13 protein-coding genes are annotated in these 18,403 nt (G+C 45.7%); 5 read left to right on the top strand and 8 right to left on the bottom strand.

From position 1 onward, the window contains the following. Nucleotides 1-60 precede the first annotated feature (60 nt). From MHH92_RS21975 to hcp, 3 genes are all read right to left on the bottom strand, one after another. Nucleotides 61-1,686 (bottom strand): helix-turn-helix domain-containing protein, encoded by a 1,626-nt coding sequence (locus MHH92_RS21975; protein WP_340906278.1) that lies wholly within the window; start codon nucleotides 1,684-1,686, stop codon nucleotides 61-63. 227 nt (nucleotides 1,687-1,913) lie between these two features. Continuing rightward, nucleotides 1,914-3,323 carry a PTS transporter subunit EIIC gene (locus MHH92_RS21980; RefSeq protein ID WP_338706707.1) on the bottom strand — a complete coding sequence of 470 codons (1,410 nt, stop codon included), beginning with the start codon at nucleotides 3,321-3,323 and terminating at the stop codon, nucleotides 1,914-1,916. A gap of 297 nt (nucleotides 3,324-3,620) precedes the next feature. Then, entirely contained in the window at nucleotides 3,621-4,913 is a 1,293-nt protein-coding gene (gene hcp / locus MHH92_RS21985; RefSeq protein ID WP_338706709.1) for a hydroxylamine reductase, read from the bottom strand. Between the two features lie 308 nt (nucleotides 4,914-5,221). Here hcp and MHH92_RS21990 point away from each other — a divergent pair, with 308 nt between their 5' ends. After that, entirely contained in the window at nucleotides 5,222-7,873 is a 2,652-nt protein-coding gene (locus MHH92_RS21990; protein WP_076318795.1) for a cation-translocating P-type ATPase, read from the top strand. 404 nt (nucleotides 7,874-8,277) lie between these two features. Here the strand turns inward: MHH92_RS21990 and MHH92_RS21995 are convergent, their stop codons facing one another. Then, nucleotides 8,278-8,661: a VOC family protein gene (locus MHH92_RS21995; protein WP_036617444.1), complete on the bottom strand. Its 384-nt coding sequence runs from the start codon at nucleotides 8,659-8,661 to the stop codon at nucleotides 8,278-8,280. A 284-nt stretch (nucleotides 8,662-8,945) separates the two neighbouring features. Between MHH92_RS21995 and MHH92_RS22000 the strand changes: the two genes are divergently transcribed. Then, the gene (locus MHH92_RS22000; protein WP_340906282.1) at nucleotides 8,946-10,286 is read left to right on the top strand and encodes an MFS transporter; all 1,341 of its coding nucleotides are present in this window, start codon (nucleotides 8,946-8,948) and stop codon (nucleotides 10,284-10,286) included. 152 nt (nucleotides 10,287-10,438) lie between these two features. Here the strand turns inward: MHH92_RS22000 and MHH92_RS22005 are convergent, their stop codons facing one another. After that, the gene (locus tag MHH92_RS22005) at nucleotides 10,439-11,095 is read right to left on the bottom strand and encodes a DUF2625 domain-containing protein (RefSeq protein WP_340906283.1); all 657 of its coding nucleotides are present in this window, start codon (nucleotides 11,093-11,095) and stop codon (nucleotides 10,439-10,441) included. Nucleotides 11,096-11,272: 177 nt separating this feature from the next. On the opposite strand from MHH92_RS22005, the gene MHH92_RS22010 reads away from it, so the two are divergent. Then, a complete protein-coding gene (locus MHH92_RS22010) occupies nucleotides 11,273-12,685 on the top strand; it encodes a DUF5123 domain-containing protein (protein ID WP_445744713.1) in 1,413 nt (470 codons plus the stop codon). 138 nt (nucleotides 12,686-12,823) lie between these two features. Here the strand turns inward: MHH92_RS22010 and MHH92_RS22015 are convergent, their stop codons facing one another. Both MHH92_RS22015 and MHH92_RS22020 read right to left on the bottom strand, forming a co-directional pair. After that, complete coding sequence (locus MHH92_RS22015; protein WP_340906287.1) at nucleotides 12,824-13,807, bottom strand: sensor domain-containing diguanylate cyclase; 984 nt, start codon at nucleotides 13,805-13,807, stop codon at nucleotides 12,824-12,826. Between the two features lie 25 nt (nucleotides 13,808-13,832). After that, nucleotides 13,833-14,639, bottom strand: a complete 807-nt coding sequence (locus MHH92_RS22020; RefSeq protein WP_340906289.1) for an alpha/beta fold hydrolase — start codon at nucleotides 14,637-14,639, stop codon at nucleotides 13,833-13,835. A 219-nt stretch (nucleotides 14,640-14,858) separates the two neighbouring features. Here MHH92_RS22020 and MHH92_RS22025 point away from each other — a divergent pair, with 219 nt between their 5' ends. Beyond that, the gene (locus tag MHH92_RS22025) at nucleotides 14,859-16,073 is read left to right on the top strand and encodes an MFS transporter (RefSeq protein ID WP_340906291.1); all 1,215 of its coding nucleotides are present in this window, start codon (nucleotides 14,859-14,861) and stop codon (nucleotides 16,071-16,073) included. After that, nucleotides 16,066-16,629: a TetR/AcrR family transcriptional regulator gene (locus MHH92_RS22030; RefSeq protein WP_340906292.1), complete on the top strand. Its 564-nt coding sequence runs from the start codon at nucleotides 16,066-16,068 to the stop codon at nucleotides 16,627-16,629. The genes MHH92_RS22025 and MHH92_RS22030 overlap by 8 nt, the downstream gene beginning before the upstream one ends. Before the next feature lie 85 nt (nucleotides 16,630-16,714). On the opposite strand, the gene MHH92_RS22035 is transcribed toward MHH92_RS22030, so the two are convergent. Next, nucleotides 16,715-18,349: a DUF1593 domain-containing protein gene (locus MHH92_RS22035; RefSeq protein WP_340906294.1), complete on the bottom strand. Its 1,635-nt coding sequence runs from the start codon at nucleotides 18,347-18,349 to the stop codon at nucleotides 16,715-16,717. Nucleotides 18,350-18,403 lie beyond the last annotated feature (54 nt).

The raw sequence follows: 18,403 nt of genomic DNA on the forward strand, positions 1-18,403 counted from the left end.
ATCAAATAGTATCAAATAAGAAGTGTTGCTTCCATAGCATATCGTGCGTATTCAGTTGGATTATTGTGCTCTCTCATGAAAAGATTCCGCAAAATGGCGAATGATCTGATTAAGAATCAGAGTGTGTCCCGTTATTCCGTGACCGTCTACCCACAGGTGAGTATCTACGTAAAATACCCGATTATTTTTCACAGCCTTCAGCTCGTTCCATTGCGGACTCTCCCATAGTTTCCTCATATTCTCTTCAGCACTGAAGTGCTGCATGATCCGCTTCTCCACAAACAGATAATCGGGATTGGCTTGTGTGAGCAGTTCAAGCGAACAAGGGTTAAACCATGCTGTACCTGAATCCAGTGCTTGCGGCAGTGTTAATCCAAGCTGTTCATATAACAAATGTGATACCCCGTGTGAATGCCCACCCAGATATCGATAACCAAACGCTTCTACCCTCAGCAGCATGACAGTGGACGCGGATTGGATGAAGGGTTGCAACTGTCGCTTAGCTACGCTGATTTCGTGTTTCATCTGCTGATGCAGTCTATAAGCCTCATCTTCTTTATAAAACCAGGCTGCCAATTGATCGAGCATTGGTTCTACATCTTGATGAAGTCCGGTTAGAATCGGTGCAATTGTGCGCAGTTCCCTTTTGACCTCTTCCGTCAATACGTTTCCTATCAACATCTCCGGTTGAAGCTGTCGAACAAGTTCTATCTCCACCTCATACTGTGTTACCTCCAGCATCTCTACTCCATACGCTGTAAATTGTTCATGGTGATGTGGGGACAGCAGGATTGGGGTGACCACTACGGCATGGGGGATGACACCCAGATGAATCATAATTTCTGCACAGATTGGAGAAAGTGACACCATCTTGCGCTGCGTCATCGTCTGCCTATATATCTTAGGTGATACGCCAGTCAGTTGTTTGAAGCGTCGGCTAAAATAATGAGCATCTTCAAATCCAGATTTTTTGGCAATATCCTGTGAGGTTGCATCTGTTAATAACAGTTCTTCCTGCGCACGGTAGATCCGGTAGTGTGCCAGATAATCCAGAGGTGGCTTACCATATCGTTCACTAAATTTGCGGGAATAATGCCATGGACTAATACCGGCGATCTGAGCTAACTGTGTACGTGTAATGACCTGATCATAATGCTGCTGCATGTAGTCAATGGAGCGAAGTATACCGTGTTCTGGCTTCAACTCGTTATCCGGCTGTTTCCGATATAGATTACTTAACAACTCATATAACAAATGCTGATGGCCAACCCTTTCTGCACTCTGATCCTGTGTATGCACTTCACTCCAATGCTGAATGATACTTGCCAGACTTCCACCGGACAGTTGCACTTTCTGATACGCCTCTCCTGATGGTAACCGCCATTCGAACTTCTCAGCTTCCCGTCTATCATGCAGCACCGAATATGTATCGAACTGAACATGCCAGCCTGCCAGATCTAGGTTGCCACCTTCAATGACCTCCATTACGGAGTTCTCTTCAACCGCAATTAATTCTCCATAGGAGACGTGAACTCGGTGTCCATTTATATTCCAGATCGCTTTTCCATCAATGATAAATATCAAGGTGTGACTGAAAAAGTGATGCAGCTCGCCTTTTGTTATCCATGCGTTGCTTAGTGCATTCGTTGACTTCCATTGAGCAATCCATTCCATGTTGTCAGACATAGGTTATCCTTTCAAAGGGATTAGTAATCCAGATTTATAGTTTTCACTATATCAAAATACATGACAACTCCATAACCAACAAGGTATGGCTTGAATAACATGGAGGACAGCGATTATACATTTCATAATTACATTAATCAGAAAAACACAACAAAAAAGCCCGTACCACAAGGCACAGGCTCTTTCTTACAACTTTAATACTACTTTTCAATGCTACGTTTTACGTATTACTCAATGCTGGCTTTCGGTGACCCCTGTCCCCGTTTCTGTCCTTTTCCTGCCATCCAATACGTTAGTCCACCTGAGACACCAAACGCGATAACCACACCAATGCAAGTGTGTAACAGATTCAGGCTACCCTCTTCGATGAAGAGCGGGAGGCTGACCAAGCTCGGATTCCCCACCATAGCAAATGCCTTGACAGATAACAATCCGAAATATAGTCCACCCGCAGCTCCACCCAGCAATGCCGCATAGAAAGAGGATCTTTTTCTCATGTTGACCGCATACAATGCAGGCTCTACAACTCCAAGGAGGGCTGTTCCAGTAGCCCAGAAAGCAAGTCTTCTGGATGTTGGCTCTTTCGAGCGGATTCCGTTTGCAAGCGCAGCCCCCGCTTGTCCAACAATCGCCACTAACATGGCAGCAATCACCATAGAACCACCATTCATAACCATTTCATTAATGATGATGGCAATCAGCCAGTAGTGTAATCCTATAATTAACATCAGTGAGAAGACAGCTCCCAGTAACATCACCGACAACACTGGAGCATTAGCTACTAGTGAATCCAATGCCTCCGGAAGATACTCATCAATCCAGGTTCCGACTGGACCAAGTATCATCAATACTAGCGGAACAAGAATCAGTAACGTCAGGAATGGAGCAACCATCCCTTTGGAGAATTTTGGGCTCCATCGTTCAACGACTCTTTCCAAGAAGGCGGCTGCACAGATCGTTAGAATGACCCAGATGGGCGTAGAGTAAAAAGCAGGCTGAGACACAAGTGGCAAACCCAGGAAATGCACCTCTTTTTCCCCTGACATCAGCATGGTCATCTCCGGATAAAACATGAGTCCGCCAATAGATGCTGCAACATAGATATTGCTCTTCAACCGATAAGCTATGCTGATTGCTACCAATATAGGCAGTACATAAAATACACCGTCTCCAATGATCCTGAAGATCGTAAAGGTCTGGCTGTCCATCAACGCAGAAGAGTCCGCAGAACTGTACGTATCCATTAACGCAATAATGGCGACTATAATTTTAATAACAGCGGCTCCGAGAATCGCAGGCATCAAGGGCCTGAATACATCGGATACAAAATGTAAGATCGAGAATCCGTTTTTCTTCGCGTGTCCCGCTTCCTGCAACGCTGTCCCTGTAGATTCCCAAGCGTTCATACCCAGTAACGTATTGTAGATAAGTGAAGATTCATCTCTTATTACCAGACGGCACTGCTCACCTGTTACCCGAATATCTGCTACAACATCTGCGGAGGCAAGAACCGACATGTTCAATTGTGTACTTTCCTTCAGTGCTAGCGTCGTCGTGCCCTTAACGTGTTCTACGAGCTTGATGTTCTCCTTGCCTCCTGCGAGTTTCAACCAATCTTCAATCTGTGTGTCATGCATTATGTACGATCTCCTCATATTACGGTAAACCCGTGTTTTGTGATGTGTTATGATCTAATATGCCTCTATCTATATACACATTTCCATGAAAAAACTTCAATAGGATAAAAAAACTAATTTCCCTGACATTGCATGTTCATTTATACAAGGTATATGGACCTATGAAAGTCGAAAAAGCAAAAAAGCCTACTCTTATGTAGGCTCTTATCCATCTGTACTTATGAGTCATACTCTTCATACTCACAACCGACATTCGCAGTCATCAGATGGCGATGCACGTAAATATACATCCTCATCCTATGACAGTGCCAACATCGCGTTCATATCTTCTTCTGCCGTTGTAATTAACTTCAGACCAAACATATCTACGAGTACATCCAAGACACCTTCCGATATGAACTCAGGCGGCTTTGGTCCAATTCGAATGTCCTGAATGCCAAGGCTAAACAGGCCAAGCAGGATTGCAACTGCTTTTTGCTCAAACCAGGACAGCACAATGCTGACAGGTAACTCGTTCACGGTACAGCCAAAAGCATCCGCCAAAGCCATTGCAATTTTCACCGTAGAACCGGAATTGTTGCATTGACCCAGATCGATATAACGCGGTATACCCGTGTCTCCAACCGTACCATAATCCACATCGTTGAAGCGGAACTTACCACAGGAAGTCGTCAGAATTACAGTATCATTCGGCAAGGATGTCGCGAGTTCACGATAGTAGTTGCCACCTTTCCCCGGCGCATCACAACCTGCAATAACGAAGAATCGACGGATATGACCGTCTTTTACCGCTTGAATAATCTCGGGCGCAAGCCCAATTACGGTCTCATGATGATATCCTGTCGTTAAGACTTGCTCCGACTGTACATTAGCCGCAGGCAGAGACAATGCACGTTCAATCAGCGGTGAGAAGTCATCATCCATGATCTTAGCCACACCGTCCAGACCCGCCACTTCGTAAGAGTAAAAGCGGTCTGCATATGTGCCTTTGATCGGCATGACACAGTTGGTTGTTGCAAGAATAGCACCCGGGAATTGTTCGAAAAGTCTTCTTTGATCGTACCAGGCTTTGCCGATATTACCCTTTAGATGGGCGTATTTCTTCAACGCCGGATAACCGTGCGCAGGCAACATTTCCGAGTGGGTATAGATGTTGATTCCTTTCCCTTCAGTTTGACGAAGCAACTCCTCCAATGCATACAGATTATGCCCTGTTACCACGATGCACTGTCCTTCAATCTGGTTCTGGCTAACCGTAATCGGTTGCGGTACACCAAAGCGATCCGTGTGCGCACGATCCAACACATCCATAATGCGGATTGCTGCATTACCTACCTTCATCGCCATCTCCAGATGTTCCTGTACATTAAAATTCGAGTTCGTTAATGTCATGTATAATGCCTCATGTGTAATCCGATCCACCTCAGGATCAGAATATCCCAACTGGCGTGCATGTGTCGCATAAGCAGCGATGCCTTTTAACGCAAAAATCATCGTATCCTGCAAACTTGCGATTGTTTCGTTTTTGCCGCATACCCCTACCACGGTACACCCGCCACTCGGCGTCTGTTCGCACTGATAACAAAACATATGGTTTCCCCTCCAAACATAGATTAAACGCAGTTCGTTATGTAATAGCGTAACAGACCCTGATATGAGCTAGTGTGATGGTGCACACAGTTTCTGATCCAACATCTATATATGGTTCTCCAGACTATCATCCAAACTGGAAATAATAACATTCAAAAAAAGGCATATCTCGGATCATTATGAAAAATACTGTGTACAGCTAAAACGTATAAATCCATAATCTTAAAAAAATACGAAAATGAAACGATTCTAGATTTTGCCCGTAAGGGTAATACACAGAGAAATCTAATATTCAAGGAGCTGGTCAATTGCAACATTACAGACACAGTGCGGAGGAAACCCTTCAGGATGTACAGAGTTCCTCCAAGGGACTTACGACCTCCGAAGCTGCCAAGAGAATTGAAACGGAAGGATATAACGAGTTAAAAGGTAAAGATGCAACACCCGTCTGGAAACTGTTCCTCGAAAATTTCAAAGATCCGATGGTCATCGTGCTGCTGATTGCAGCCGCGGTACAGGTTGTACTTGGACATCTGATTGAATCATTGATCATATTCCTGGTTATTTTGCTCAACGCGGTGATCAGTGTAGTGCAGACCAAAAAAGCCGAGAGTTCGCTTGACGCGCTGAAACAAATGTCTGCACCCGAAGCCAAAGTCATTCGTGACGGGCAGAAAAAAACCATTCCAGCGAGGGAACTCGTTCCCGGTGATATTGTTATGCTGGATGCAGGTGATTATGTCCCGGCAGACGGGCGTATCCTGGAATCAGGAAGTCTGAAAATCAACGAAGGCATGTTGACCGGAGAATCCGAAGCTGCGGAGAAACACGCCGATACCATCCCGGATGAGGCTCCAATCGGAGATCGTCGCAATATGGCCTTCAGTGGCTCACTCGTCGTATATGGACGGGGTATGCTTGTCATTACAGGTACGGCTCTCAAAACCGAAATCGGCAAAATTGCCGAATTGATTGAAAATGCCGAAGCCAAGAACACGCCATTACAACGCAAGTTGGAATCATTCAGCAAAAAACTGGGCTTTTTCATCCTAGGCTTGTCGATTCTCATCTTTGGCATTGAAGCGGGTCGTGTATGGTTGACCGAAGGTACGGAGAATATCGGACCATCCATCGTGAATGCACTGATGTTTGCTGTAGCTGTTGCAGTTGCTGCCATTCCTGAGGCGTTATCCTCCATTGTGACTATCGTATTGTCACTCGGAACAAATAAGATGGCCAAACAACATGCGATCATTCGCAGACTGCCTGCCGTTGAGGCGCTCGGCTCTGCCAGTATCATCTGTACGGATAAAACAGGAACACTAACTCAGAATAAGATGACTGTTGTTGATTATTACATTCCCCATGGCACCAAGGACGAATTCCCGGATGATCCTGATCAGTGGTCAGAAGAGGAACGACGTTTGTTACATATTGCAGTGCTCTGCAATGATTCGAATATTAACCAGGAAGGCAAGGAATTGGGTGATCCAACCGAAGTGGCCCTCATTGCCTTCAGCAACCGGGTGAACAAGGATTACAATGAAATCCGTGACCAGTTCCCGCGTGAAGCTGAGCTTCCTTTTGACTCGGATCGAAAGCTCATGAGTACGGTGCATACCTTTGAGGGACAGACGGCTTTGCTGACCAAAGGTGGACCGGATGTGCTTTTCAGTCGCTGTAGTCATGTGTTTATCAACGGTGAGGTTCAGCCCCTCACACCCGAGATTCGCACACAATTTGAAGAAAAAAATGAGGCCTTCTCCAAACGTGCCTTCCGTGTGCTGGCCTACGCGTACAAAAAATTCGATGATAAAAACCAGGTCACCATTGATGACGAGCATGATCTGACACTGGTTGGTTTGACAGCGATGATTGACCCACCGCGTGAAGCGGTATACGGTTCTATTGAAGAGTCCAAAAAAGCGGGCATTCGCACCATCATGATCACCGGAGATCACAAAACGACGGCTCAGGCGATCGGTGTGGATATCGGCCTTGCCGAACCGGATGATCTCGCCATTACCGGAGCCGAACTGGACAAAATGTCTGATGAGGAGCTGGATCAACAACTCGAACATATCTCGGTTTACGCAAGGGTATCTCCTGAAAACAAAATCCGGATTGTGCGTGCTTGGCAGCGTAAAGGCAAAGTGGCAGCCATGACCGGAGATGGAGTTAATGACGCACCCGCGCTGAAACAAGCCGACATCGGCGTAGCGATGGGTAGCGGAACAGATGTCGCCAAGGATGCGGCTGCCATGATTCTGACGGATGATAACTTTGTCTCCATTGTAAATGCGGTCAGTGTTGGACGGATGGTATTTGATAACATCAAAAAAGCCATCGCATACCTGTTTGCCGGTAACCTCGGCGCGATTATCGCCATTTTGTTTGCCTTGATTGTCGGCTGGGTTAATCCATTTACGGCCCTTCAGCTACTGTTCATCAATCTGGTGAACGACTCCCTGCCTGCCATTGCTTTGGGTACAGAGAAACCCGAGCCAGATGTCATGCGGCGTAAACCCCGTGACATTAACGAAGGCATCTTCGCAGGTGGAACCCTGCAGGCCGTGATTACACGTGGTGTCCTGATTGGTGCAGCTGTTATCGTATCCCAATATATTGGACTTGGTATTTCGGAGGAAATCAGTGTGGCTATGGCCTTCACAACCTTGATTCTCGCACGCAGTCTGCAAACATTTGCAGCACGTTCCAATACACAAACCATCTTCCAGGTGGGCTTTACGACCAATAAATTCGTGCTTGGCTCCATTCTGGTATGTCTCTGTCTCTATGCAATCACACTGATTCCTGGTGTTCGCGGTGTCTTCGCCATCCCGGATACATTCGGCTGGAATGAGTTCCTGATTGCAGGCGGACTTGCTCTTGTCGCCGTCATTCTGATGGATGTCATCAAGTGGATTCGCAATCGCGGCAAACAAGTTACTGCGGCGTAAGATCTGCAGTTATAACATGCACAAACAGGCGCCCGTTATCGGAGCGCCTGTTTATTTACAGTTTTTTTTACACAAAGAGAACAGTCCACACACATACTGATGTTTCTAAAACATCCTCGCAAAATGTTTAAGCATTAAGCTGATATCTATATACCAACCAACAGATGGACAGGATAAGGATACATAATCCCCAGGATACCGAGGGGATGGTCGCCGACCAGTTAAACTTTTCTTTCCCTTTTGAACCATTTGTTAATCCGGATGCTATTAAAGCTATTCCAACAATTAAACCGATCTGGGCAAACAACAATAAAAATCCTTCTACCATTTAGATTACTCCCTCACATACTCCGCTATCAATTTGAACATCATTAGCGATTAATAAGTCCGTTTTCTGCGTCTAATTACCCTTGTTTGATGCCAAAAGCGATCCAGCGTCCATCGATATCCTCGATCACAAACTCCTTGTTATTATAGTCTGTATGATTGAGGGCACGTACGATTTTCACATCTGCGTTGATCAATTCCTGTTGAAGCTCTTCCTGGTTCTGGGTAATAAAATATGCATCATATCCATAGCCATATAATTCTCTGTTGGGTATAACTTTCTGTCCATTGCTTTGGGTTAAAATAATCTCGGTAAGATCACGATACAGGCAGATATGAGGTTCCGCGGCATCGAGATATTCGACGACCCGAAAGCCCATCTTTTCTTCATAAAACTGCGCGGTTCGATTCATATCAAGCGTCGGAAATACGCTGTGGGACATTAATAATAAGTGAGTCATGGGTATAATCTCCTTCATTTTAAACATGCTAATTACTTACATATCTAGTTACCTAACCGCTGATCCATCTGCTTATGTATGTTCAATGATCATTTTAGTTAAATTCAGGAAATCCGTCTATTGTTTATTATTAATATCTTTCTATGCTCATCACATCCGAATGAATTAGTATGACATTATTGCCATATGATAAATTTGGGTGTAAAATTATATATTGCTTTTCATCACATTTTCATCAGAGCTCAATCCGAATTCATATTCATACCCAAGACAGGAATGGTACCGTGAAAGATAAAATTGTCATGCCACTCTGGACATGCTGCTTGTTCATCGTTGTGATGAATACCACCATGTTCAATGTTTCTTTGCCAGTCATTATTCAAGATCTGCAGATTACCTCGGACCTGGGGTCTTGGGTCATCTCAAGTTATTCGATTGGTTACGCCCTGTCGACGGTGATCTACAGCCGATTGTCAGACCGTATCCCGGTACGCAAACTGTTAACGGTCGGGCTTCTGATCCTGGGGTTATCTTCATTGCTGGGGTTGTTCGCGCATAACTTTGCAATCCTGTTACTGACACGTATTCTGCAATCTGCGGGTGCAGGAGTTATGGCCGGGCTGGGTCTCGTCATTGCAAGTCGTTACATCCCGGTGGAACGACGCGGAGCTGCCATCGCGCTGATCTCATCAGGTAGCGCCATGGCTTTTGGACTTGGCCCCATTGTCGGCGGACTCATTAGCGAATACTGGGGCTGGAACGGACTTTTTGCCATAACGGTGCTTGTCTTGCTCGCCCTGCCTGTATTGCTCTATTTCCTTCCACGGGAAACAGTCAAAACAGATCAGCCGTTCGATGTTATTGGTGCCATACTAACCGTCATTAATGCCACTACACTTCTCGTCGCGATCACCCAGCAATCCTGGTTATGGTTTGCCGTGGGCGTTATTTCACTTGTTGCACACCTCCTGTATATTCGAAAAGCGAGTCTTCCGTTTGTGAATCCACAAGTATTCCGAACGCCAGGATACACCCGGTTAATCCTTATCGGATTCTGCGTGCTGGTGGTGAATCTGGGCAATCTGTTTTTGATGCCGCTTGTGCTCGCTGATTTATATGGACGCTCTTCGCTCGCCATTGGTTTGCTGATTGCTCCTGGAGCTATTGTTGCAGCATTCTGCACCCGTTTCGTCGGGCGTTGGATCGACCGTTATGGCAATATGCGATTTATGATCATCGGACACACCCTGCTCGCAGCGGTACTTGCTTTATTCATGCTCGGACTGGATCAGTCCGCCCTGATCATTACCAGTGGTTATCTCTTTTTCTCACCGGCACTGTCAGCCTCCATGGCTTCACTGAATAATGAAGCGTCACGTGTGCTGCCCAAAGCGCAAATCGGTTCCGGTATGGGCATGTTACAATTGATTCAGTTCTTCGGTGGTTCGGTGTCTGTAGCCGTGTGTGGGCTGCTGCTACACAGCATTCCGGGAGTCTCGGTCGAGCAAGCTTATCATGTGGTGTATGCTTGTCTGTTGCTCGTCTGCGTTGTTTCACTCGGGTTGACCGTCTGGCATAGCAGAGCTTCACGCTCAGGCATTAAACCTGTTACATTGGACAATTGATAATTGATGTTTAAAGTTCAGAACAAAAAGGCTTGCGCCAAGCGCGAGCCTTTTTTAGTTTGGAACAGAATGCCGTTTTTTTAAAGTAGATCACTCAATGAACTTGAACTTACCGGTTACTTTCCTGATTTCATCCTACAGCAGCATGCCAACTATTTACCGTCCAGTGCGAACTTCCAGGCCTCCATTATGCTAATTGGGGCTTTACTACTGCTCTCGCCGTCACCTTCCTGCGTCCAAAGTGGTGGGTAATACGCAAATACTTGTCCTGTCTGGAGCTGAGACATATCCTCTTGCCAGCCTTTCCAGCGAAAGGTCTGATAGAACTGCTCCAGATCACCATTCGCCAGCCAGTTGATGAATCCTGAATATGCCAGTTCTGTCGATTCCCATTCGAGTGTATCCGGTGCAAAATAATATATGTGTCCCGTGCGGCCATACTTGCCTGTATCCAGTCCGAAGAAACCGCCTGCCGCATCATATGCAACGACCATCATACCTTCCAGCACATCTACCCAAGGTTGCTCACTCACACCATTCCAACTGGTGAGACTCCCCGATGTACTGTCACCACCCGCACCAAGCAGCGTAATCCAACCATGGTCCAGTACAATACCTTCTGTCTCATAAGCAACAGCCCCCAAATAGGATTTGGTGCTTATTTGCAGACGATAGAGGGTATCCTCTCCAGCCTCTTGTTTTGCTGGAACATACACGTATGTATTTTGCCCGCTATTCAGGAGTTCCTTGAGTTCTTCCCATGCGTGATTCTCCCGATCTACTAATTCAGCTATCGTTAATGAATTCATGAGCAGTCTCCTCGCTGATTTTATAAGAGCATATCATGGGTTATTAACCCGTTCAAATCTGCTATAATCTATCTTCAAAGCTAAATTCAAGGGGGAAACGATTTGATTCGCGTAGTTATACTTATGATTCCGATTCTGATGGTGCTTGTATCCGGTTGTCAGAATCATACATCTGCCATGAAGGAACCCGTTTCTGTTCAAAAGTCTGATCCCCAGGTCATCCATTACATATCACCCCAAGGAAACGACTCGAATAAAGGAACGATTCAATCTCCGTGGAAAACGTTGCAGCACGCAGCCGACCATGCTTCGCCAGGAAGCACGATCTATTTGCGTGAAGGTGTCTATCATCAGAAAGTCAAAATCACCAAAAGCGGTAATTCTTCCGCTAATCCAACCCTATTTTCAAGTTATCCTCAGGAGCAGGTTATCATTGATGGTAAGGGTTTATCTGTCCGGGGCATTGAAGGGTTAATTGAAATTGAAAATGCCAGTTATATCACGATTCAGAATCTCGAAATTCGTAATTTCACAACCACACTTGGGGGCCAAGTTCCAACCGGGATCTATGTCCACGGAGCTGGTGAGCATATTCAACTGTTAGGCAACACCATACACGCGATCGCTAGTTACGCAACTCCTGAAGGCCCCGATTTACGGGGCAGGGATGCCCACGGTATTGCCATTTATGGCACAGAGCACCCTCAAGCTTTACGCGATATCATCATCAAGGATAATGAATTGTATGATCTTACACTTGGTTCAAGCGAGTCACTCGCAGTCAACGGTAATGTTGATACCTTTGCCATACAGGACAATATCATCCATGATTCCGATAATATTGGTATTGATCTGATCGGGTACGAGGGTACGTCCGAGGACGACACGTACGATCAGGCTCGGAACGGCATTGTACGAGGTAACGAAGTATACGATATTACGTCCAATAACAACCCCTCCTACGGTAAAGACCTGCCCAATGATACCAACTCGGCGGGCGGCATCTATGTAGATGGCGGGAAAGATCATATCATCGACCAGAACCGGGTATATCGGAGCGATATCGGAATTGAGATTGCCTCAGAGCATGCCGGACGTTCAACCAGCAACATTACCGTGCGTGATAACCTGATTTATTCCAACAGATTGACGGGGATTGCCATGGGAGGTTATGACGAGGAACGAGGAGCTACCGAGGATAGCAAGATTATGTACAATACACTTGTGGGAAATGATACCCTGAATGCAGGCAATGGACAGTTATTCATGCAGTCACGGACAAAGAACAATACGTTCATGCGTAACATTCTCGTATCGGGCAGCTCGGAAGTACTGATATACAACGAATATACTAGCAATACCGGCAATGTGTTTGACCATAATGTCTATTACTCACCAGGTGAGCAGCAAGATGCCCTGTGGGTTTGGAAAAATAAAGCTTATTCCGGCATCGCTGCCTACATCAAGGGATCTGGCAATGACGCACACTCCATATATGTGAACCCGGCATTTATGGATGAACCGAGCGAAGATTTTCGTCCTCAGGCGAACTCTCCGGCTGAGGCGTATGGTTACCTTGCTCCGCGATAAATTAACCCTGAGTCTGCCATCTCAACGTAGTCAATCTTTTTCATGCAAATAAAAGGAGCCTGTGCATGTGGGATCATTTCCCTCATCATACACAGGCTCCTTTTTGCTTTCTTTTAATCTTTTGATGCAATCCAATTCTTAACTTTTTACCATCTGAGCTGCATGTGTCACCCGGTTTCGTCCTCCGGTTTTGGAGGCATACAGGGCGTTGTCCGCTCTTTGGAACAAGGTCTTTTCCGTATCTTCCTCTACTACAGTGGCCGCACCGATACTCACAGTAATGTTATATTCACCCCAGTCGGCTGAAGCAACCTGTGAACGATATCGTTCTGCAATACCGATCGCCTGCTCCTCTTCACAATCTGGAAGAATGACAACAAATTCCTCTCCACCGTAACGTGCAACCACATCCGTACTTCGCGATACCGATTGCAGCAGCCCTGCCAGATTGCCGAGCACCAGATCTCCGATCGGATGTCCGTACGTATCATTAATGCTTTTGAAATGATCAATGTCCACAACCAGAAGGGAGAAATAACGTTGTTTCTCCTGGAACATCATTAAGCTTTCAAGCATTTTTTCCTGGAAAAACCTGCGGTTCTTCAATCCTGTCAACAAGTCGGTGGAGGCCATTGTCTCCAACTGATCATTCACTTTGATTAACGCCTGCTCTTTAATTTTATATTCCTCATGCAGTCGTTCAAGCTCCTTGTTCGCTTCTTGCGTCGCTTGATACAGCTCCTGTAGCTTCGTTTTGGTATGCAAAATATCCTTCTCATGTTCGATTCGCTTACGCATGACTACAACGACACAATCTACCACGCTTTCCCCGTTACGTGTCTGACGAACACCGTTAAGCAGAACAGGAACAGCCTGCTGATCACGGGTACGGAACGTGAAGTACATCTCGTCCACATGTCCATATAACTGGATGTAGGGATAGAAATACGTATGGAAAAACACCTTGTTGCTCACCGACATGGTGGATTCAATATGTTGCCCTATGAGCTCATCGCGTTCATATCCAAGCATCGTAAGCATAGTTTGATTAATCGACTGTAAGACGCCCGAATCAGAGATAGAGAAGTATCCACAGGGAGCCAGATCTAATTGTATATCCATGGAATAACTGCCTTTCTTCCGCGTTTTATGCGCTCGTTAAATAATCCTTAATCATTCGGATGGTTTCTTCCGGTTGACTTAGATGCGGATAATGTCCCTTGGCCGTCATCTGTTGCAATCGGCTATTCTTCAGATGAGCGTGTAAATAATCCCCTACTTCTACCGGGGCAATACTGTCATCCGAGCACTGAAGAATTAATGTTGGCACAGTTGCCTGCTCCAGATCAATACGACAGTCAGATAAAAACGTCACTTCGGCAAATTGTCTCGCAATATGCGGATCTCTGGAGTAGAAGCTTTTCTCCAACTCTTCCGTCAGCTCTTTCCGTTCCGGATTGTTCATCACAATGGGTGCCAGATAACTCGCCCACCCAATAAAATTCATCTGCATCATCTCAAGTAATTCATCGATATCATTCCGATCGAAACCTCCATAATAATTCGGCAGATCATTCACGTAACGTGGGGAGGGCCCTAACATAATAATTTTTTTGAAATATTTGGGGTTCTGAATTGATGCCAGCATACCAATCATACTGCTGACGGAATGCCCGACAAATATGGTGTCCTTTAGCTCAAGCGCTTCCATAATTTCCAGCACATCCTGGGCGTATCCTTGAAGTTTGCTATATTTGACAGCATCATAATAGTTAATTTGAGATTCGCCAGATCCAACATAATCAAACAACACCACACGGTAGTTCTCCATAAAACCTGGAATAATGTAACGCCACATATCCTGATCACATCCAAAACCATGAGCAAATACAATCGTTTGGCTACCCGAGCCAAGTACCTTAACATTATTTCTTACAAGTATATCAACCGTCATTACATATCACCTCTCCGAGGTAGTATTCACTTGAATCATTTTATCTGGTTATTATACCGGAAAATGTTGGGATATGAATTAAAAATAATTAATAACTTCTCTCACCCATCAAAAAATCATGAACCCCTGCTCTGAATATGCGCTTTACAATCTGACCATCGTCAGGTAAAATCAGTTCAACATGTCGCGCGACAGAGATCAACATTACGGAGGAAAACCATGAGTACTTCAACACATAGCTCTACACCTCAGCAACTCTGGGGAAGATCATTCCTATTTATCATGTTAGCCAACGCATTATTGTTTATGGCATTTGAAATGTTGCTTCCCACCTTGCCTTTGTTTGTCTCAAGTCTTGGTGGCGAAGCCTCCCAAATTGGGCTTGTTACCGGCGTATTTATGTTTTCTGCCATCTTGATTCGACCCTTCACTTCTGTTTTGGCAGCTCAAATAGATAAAAAATATCTATTGATTATCGGCATCACTATCTGTGCATTAATGACAGGCGCATACTACCTATCGTCAGGTATTTGGATGATTCTTGTATTTCGAGTGATCCACGGATTCGGATTTGGTTTGGCAACGACATATTTTGCAACGATTGCCACTGAAAACATACCAAGAGATCGCCGGGGAGAAGGTATGGGGTATTTCGGCGTAGGGGAGACGGTCGCTATATCCATCGGTCCATTGATTGGAACAAGCCTGTTGTTCAGGTACGACTACCAGAGCCTGTTTATGGGAGGTATGTGCATTTTGCTGTTAGCTCTCCTAATGACAGTGTTTGTATCCAGAAAGCCGAAAACAGAAGGTAGTAGCGAGTCTATGCAAACTCATGTCCCTTCGGTGAAACTGATTGAAAAGAAGGTACTCTTCCCTTCCCTTCTCATTATGCTCGTTGGCATTGCAGCGGGTTCAATCATGTCCTTTGTGGCTTTATTTGCCGCCGAAAGAGGGTTCGAGAATATAGCCTGGTTTTTCTTCATCGTTGCCATCGCCAGCTTCGCCGTTCGACTGTTTTCGGGGAAAATGTTTGATCGATGGGGACCAGATTCCGTGTTGTTACCTTCTGCCGTGTTTGCAATCGCGGGGCTACTGGTTCTGATTATCGCCCAGAGTGATGTGCAATTCCTGATCGCCGGTGCGTTATACGGCTTTGGTTTTGGTGCTATATTCCCGGCGATTCAGACCTGGTGTGTGAATCTTGTAGAAGAACATGAGCACGAAAGTGCGATGGCTTCCTTCTTTAACTTCTTTGACCTCGGAATTGGCGGTGGTTCGTTGATCCTGGGCGTGGTGGCTTCTGCATTTTCCTATACGGTGGTGTATGCTATCTCTATAGGCATTTTTGTGGTATATATCTTGTTATATTTGGTATACTCCCAAAAACAGCAGAGGTATACAGCTCGCCAACTGGAGGTAGACATTGAGTAAAAAACGAATCAAAGAAATTGCCATTCAACATTTTAATCGTCTGGGTTACGAGGGGACAAAGATGGCGCAGATTGCCGAAGAGGCAGGCATTCGCAAGCAATCCCTGGCTTATCATTATTCATCCAAAAAAGCGTTATTGCTGGAGTTATATGAGGAAGTTGTGGAGGAGGAACAACAGTTTGTACGCCAATTCTTCAGTGAGTCTGTTACCCAAACTCTGGATCAGCAGCTATATGCCTTTTTGCATGAACACAAAAATCGCTTTCTGACTCACCCAAACGTTGCTTTTATGTATATCCTGTCCTTTATCACACCGCTGGAGGTGCATGATTTTGTACTGGCCCAGTATCGAACGTACCTCGGGACATTGAAAGAAGAGCTGGCAGCCGTATTTACCAGACATTCCGATATACGCCTGAGTCCGGAAGAAGCCACCGTAGCTTTTGTCACCGTGATGGATGGATTGGATGTACAGCTCGTGTATGAGACACGGCAATCCTATGAACAAGCTTTGGCAATCACCTGGAATGTCTTCTGGTCAGGCATCCAGCGTTAACGGATCAATTACGATCAGACTACACAAATAAGAGGGGCGTCCCACCAGCCATGTTGATGACTTTTGGGACAGCCCCTCTATTTCTTTATTTCACAGTTAGGATCACACGTTGATAATGCTTCAACTGATGCTCTCCATCATCCTGTACTTCGGCAACGATATGAAGAGTATCACCCGATTTGGCATCGTCAGGAACGGTAAATGTCACCGCTTCAGTGTCACTGCCCTGCAATTTTATCGTATCCACCTGCTCATCCTTGGCAAGTTCACGATGTAATCCAAGCTGCAGGTCACCCGCCATTTCAGGCTTAACTTTGTTCGGTGTTACTTTGGAATCCTCATAAGTGTCCGCTTCGAAATATCTCCACCACGTATAGGTCAGTTGATCTCCATCCGGGTCTTTACCCTCCGCGTGAAGAGTAACTTCCTCCCCAGGACTAACACTAAGATCCACCCCTTCCTTAATCGTTAAAGACGGATTATGGTTGGCACCTTCGTAAGTGTCTGCAACTGCCCAGTCTGCACGTGCTGCAAAATCATCCTGCACATCGTTAAACCATCTCATCAGAGAGTATTCGGCTTCATAGCGTTTGGTGTACGGATCGTAATCAAGCACATTGTTTCTAAACAGCTTGTCGTTCACAACTCCAAAGCGTCCACCCCAACCGCCGTAGGAAGGGTCTTCCATACTGCGCAGCCCATTATCAATCAGATAAAAGAAGGATGGAGAGTCACCCTCAGATATAAAATCGTACTTGTCATATTGTGGATTATTCTTCAGATACTCAGCACTTCCCCGTTGTTCTTCGGCTAGTTCGCCTTCGATCATTTTACCATCACCCATCGATGCATACATATCCATCAGCTTGCCATGTCCGTTCAGAATATTCTTGACCATCCAGTCGCCATGAAGTTCACTATTCACTTCTTCGGCATGCATCTTCCATGCATAGGCAAAATGCCAGAAGTTCGATTGGTCGTTGAGAATGCGGATATCCGGCCAATTCTTCGCAATGTATTCGTTGTAGCTGTCATCCTGATCGAGGATGATGTACAGGACCAGTTTGTCACTGACTTTTTTGCGAATCGTATCCCACTCGGCCGTATCTTTGTACTGTTCCTCAATCGACCTCAGCGCTCGGGCTGTGGTATTGGTGCCCCCCCATGTCTGAACAATCAGGTCTCGAGAGTCATCGTCGAGGAAAAGAGTTTCGAGGAACTCGGAACCTTCGGTTTCCTTCTCCATCTCCCCTTTATCGGATATATTACCGATCTTCGTCATCGCTCGAAGCTGTTCCGGCTCCGGGTACCCATCCGCATGTTTGGATAAGTTCGGGTAGATCTCGCCATAGGCATCGATCATATCGTACACCCACTGTGTGCCTGTCCAGCGGAAGGGTTTGATCCCCGCTTCCTCGTCTCCAGCATAATGATACACCGAGCTGGTCAGTACAATTCCGGCAAGGTCCATTTCATTCGAATATAAGAGGAAACGAATGACGGAGTTCATATCATCCACTTCACCGTCGGTTGTAATCACTGTTCTGCCTTTGGCAGCTTGGTTGTTTGCAGGTTCCTGGGTTTCATTCTCTGTCTGTTCTGTCGGCTGATTCGGTGTGTCACTCGCGGTTTGTGGCGCTTTGGATGCGCATCCACTAATCACCAGGATGATACTGAGACAACCTGCGGCAAAACCGCTTAACCATTTTCTCTTGTTCATAATGCTCCCCTTTCTTCTGTACAGCGTGATGTTAGTGTTGGGTTGGAAATAAGT

This window comes from Paenibacillus sp. FSL M7-1414 (assembly GCF_038003195.1).
In the GTDB taxonomy this organism is placed as follows: Bacteria; Bacillota; Bacilli; order Paenibacillales; family Paenibacillaceae; genus Paenibacillus; species Paenibacillus amylolyticus.

Bases quoted from the DNA above. Each gene is read 5' to 3' on its own strand.
- MHH92_RS22010 (WP_445744713.1), top strand. From the start codon at position 11,273: ATGAAGGAACCCGTTTCTGTTCAAAAGTCTGATCCCCAGGTCATCCAT.
- MHH92_RS22035 (WP_340906294.1), bottom strand. From the start codon at position 18,349: ATGAACAAGAGAAAATGGTTAAGCGGTTTTGCCGCAGGTTGTCTCAGT.
- MHH92_RS22005 (WP_340906283.1), bottom strand. From the start codon at position 11,095: ATGAATTCATTAACGATAGCTGAATTAGTAGATCGGGAGAATCACGCA.
- hcp (WP_338706709.1), bottom strand. From the start codon at position 4,913: ATGTTTTGTTATCAGTGCGAACAGACGCCGAGTGGCGGGTGTACCGTG.
- MHH92_RS21995 (WP_036617444.1), bottom strand. From the start codon at position 8,661: ATGACTCACTTATTATTAATGTCCCACAGCGTATTTCCGACGCTTGAT.
- MHH92_RS22015 (WP_340906287.1), bottom strand. From the start codon at position 13,807: ATGGATATACAATTAGATCTGGCTCCCTGTGGATACTTCTCTATCTCT.
- MHH92_RS21980 (WP_338706707.1), bottom strand. From the start codon at position 3,323: ATGCATGACACACAGATTGAAGATTGGTTGAAACTCGCAGGAGGCAAG.
- MHH92_RS22020 (WP_340906289.1), bottom strand. From the start codon at position 14,639: ATGACGGTTGATATACTTGTAAGAAATAATGTTAAGGTACTTGGCTCG.
- MHH92_RS22025 (WP_340906291.1), top strand. From the start codon at position 14,859: ATGAGTACTTCAACACATAGCTCTACACCTCAGCAACTCTGGGGAAGA.
- MHH92_RS21975 (WP_340906278.1), bottom strand. From the start codon at position 1,686: ATGTCTGACAACATGGAATGGATTGCTCAATGGAAGTCAACGAATGCA.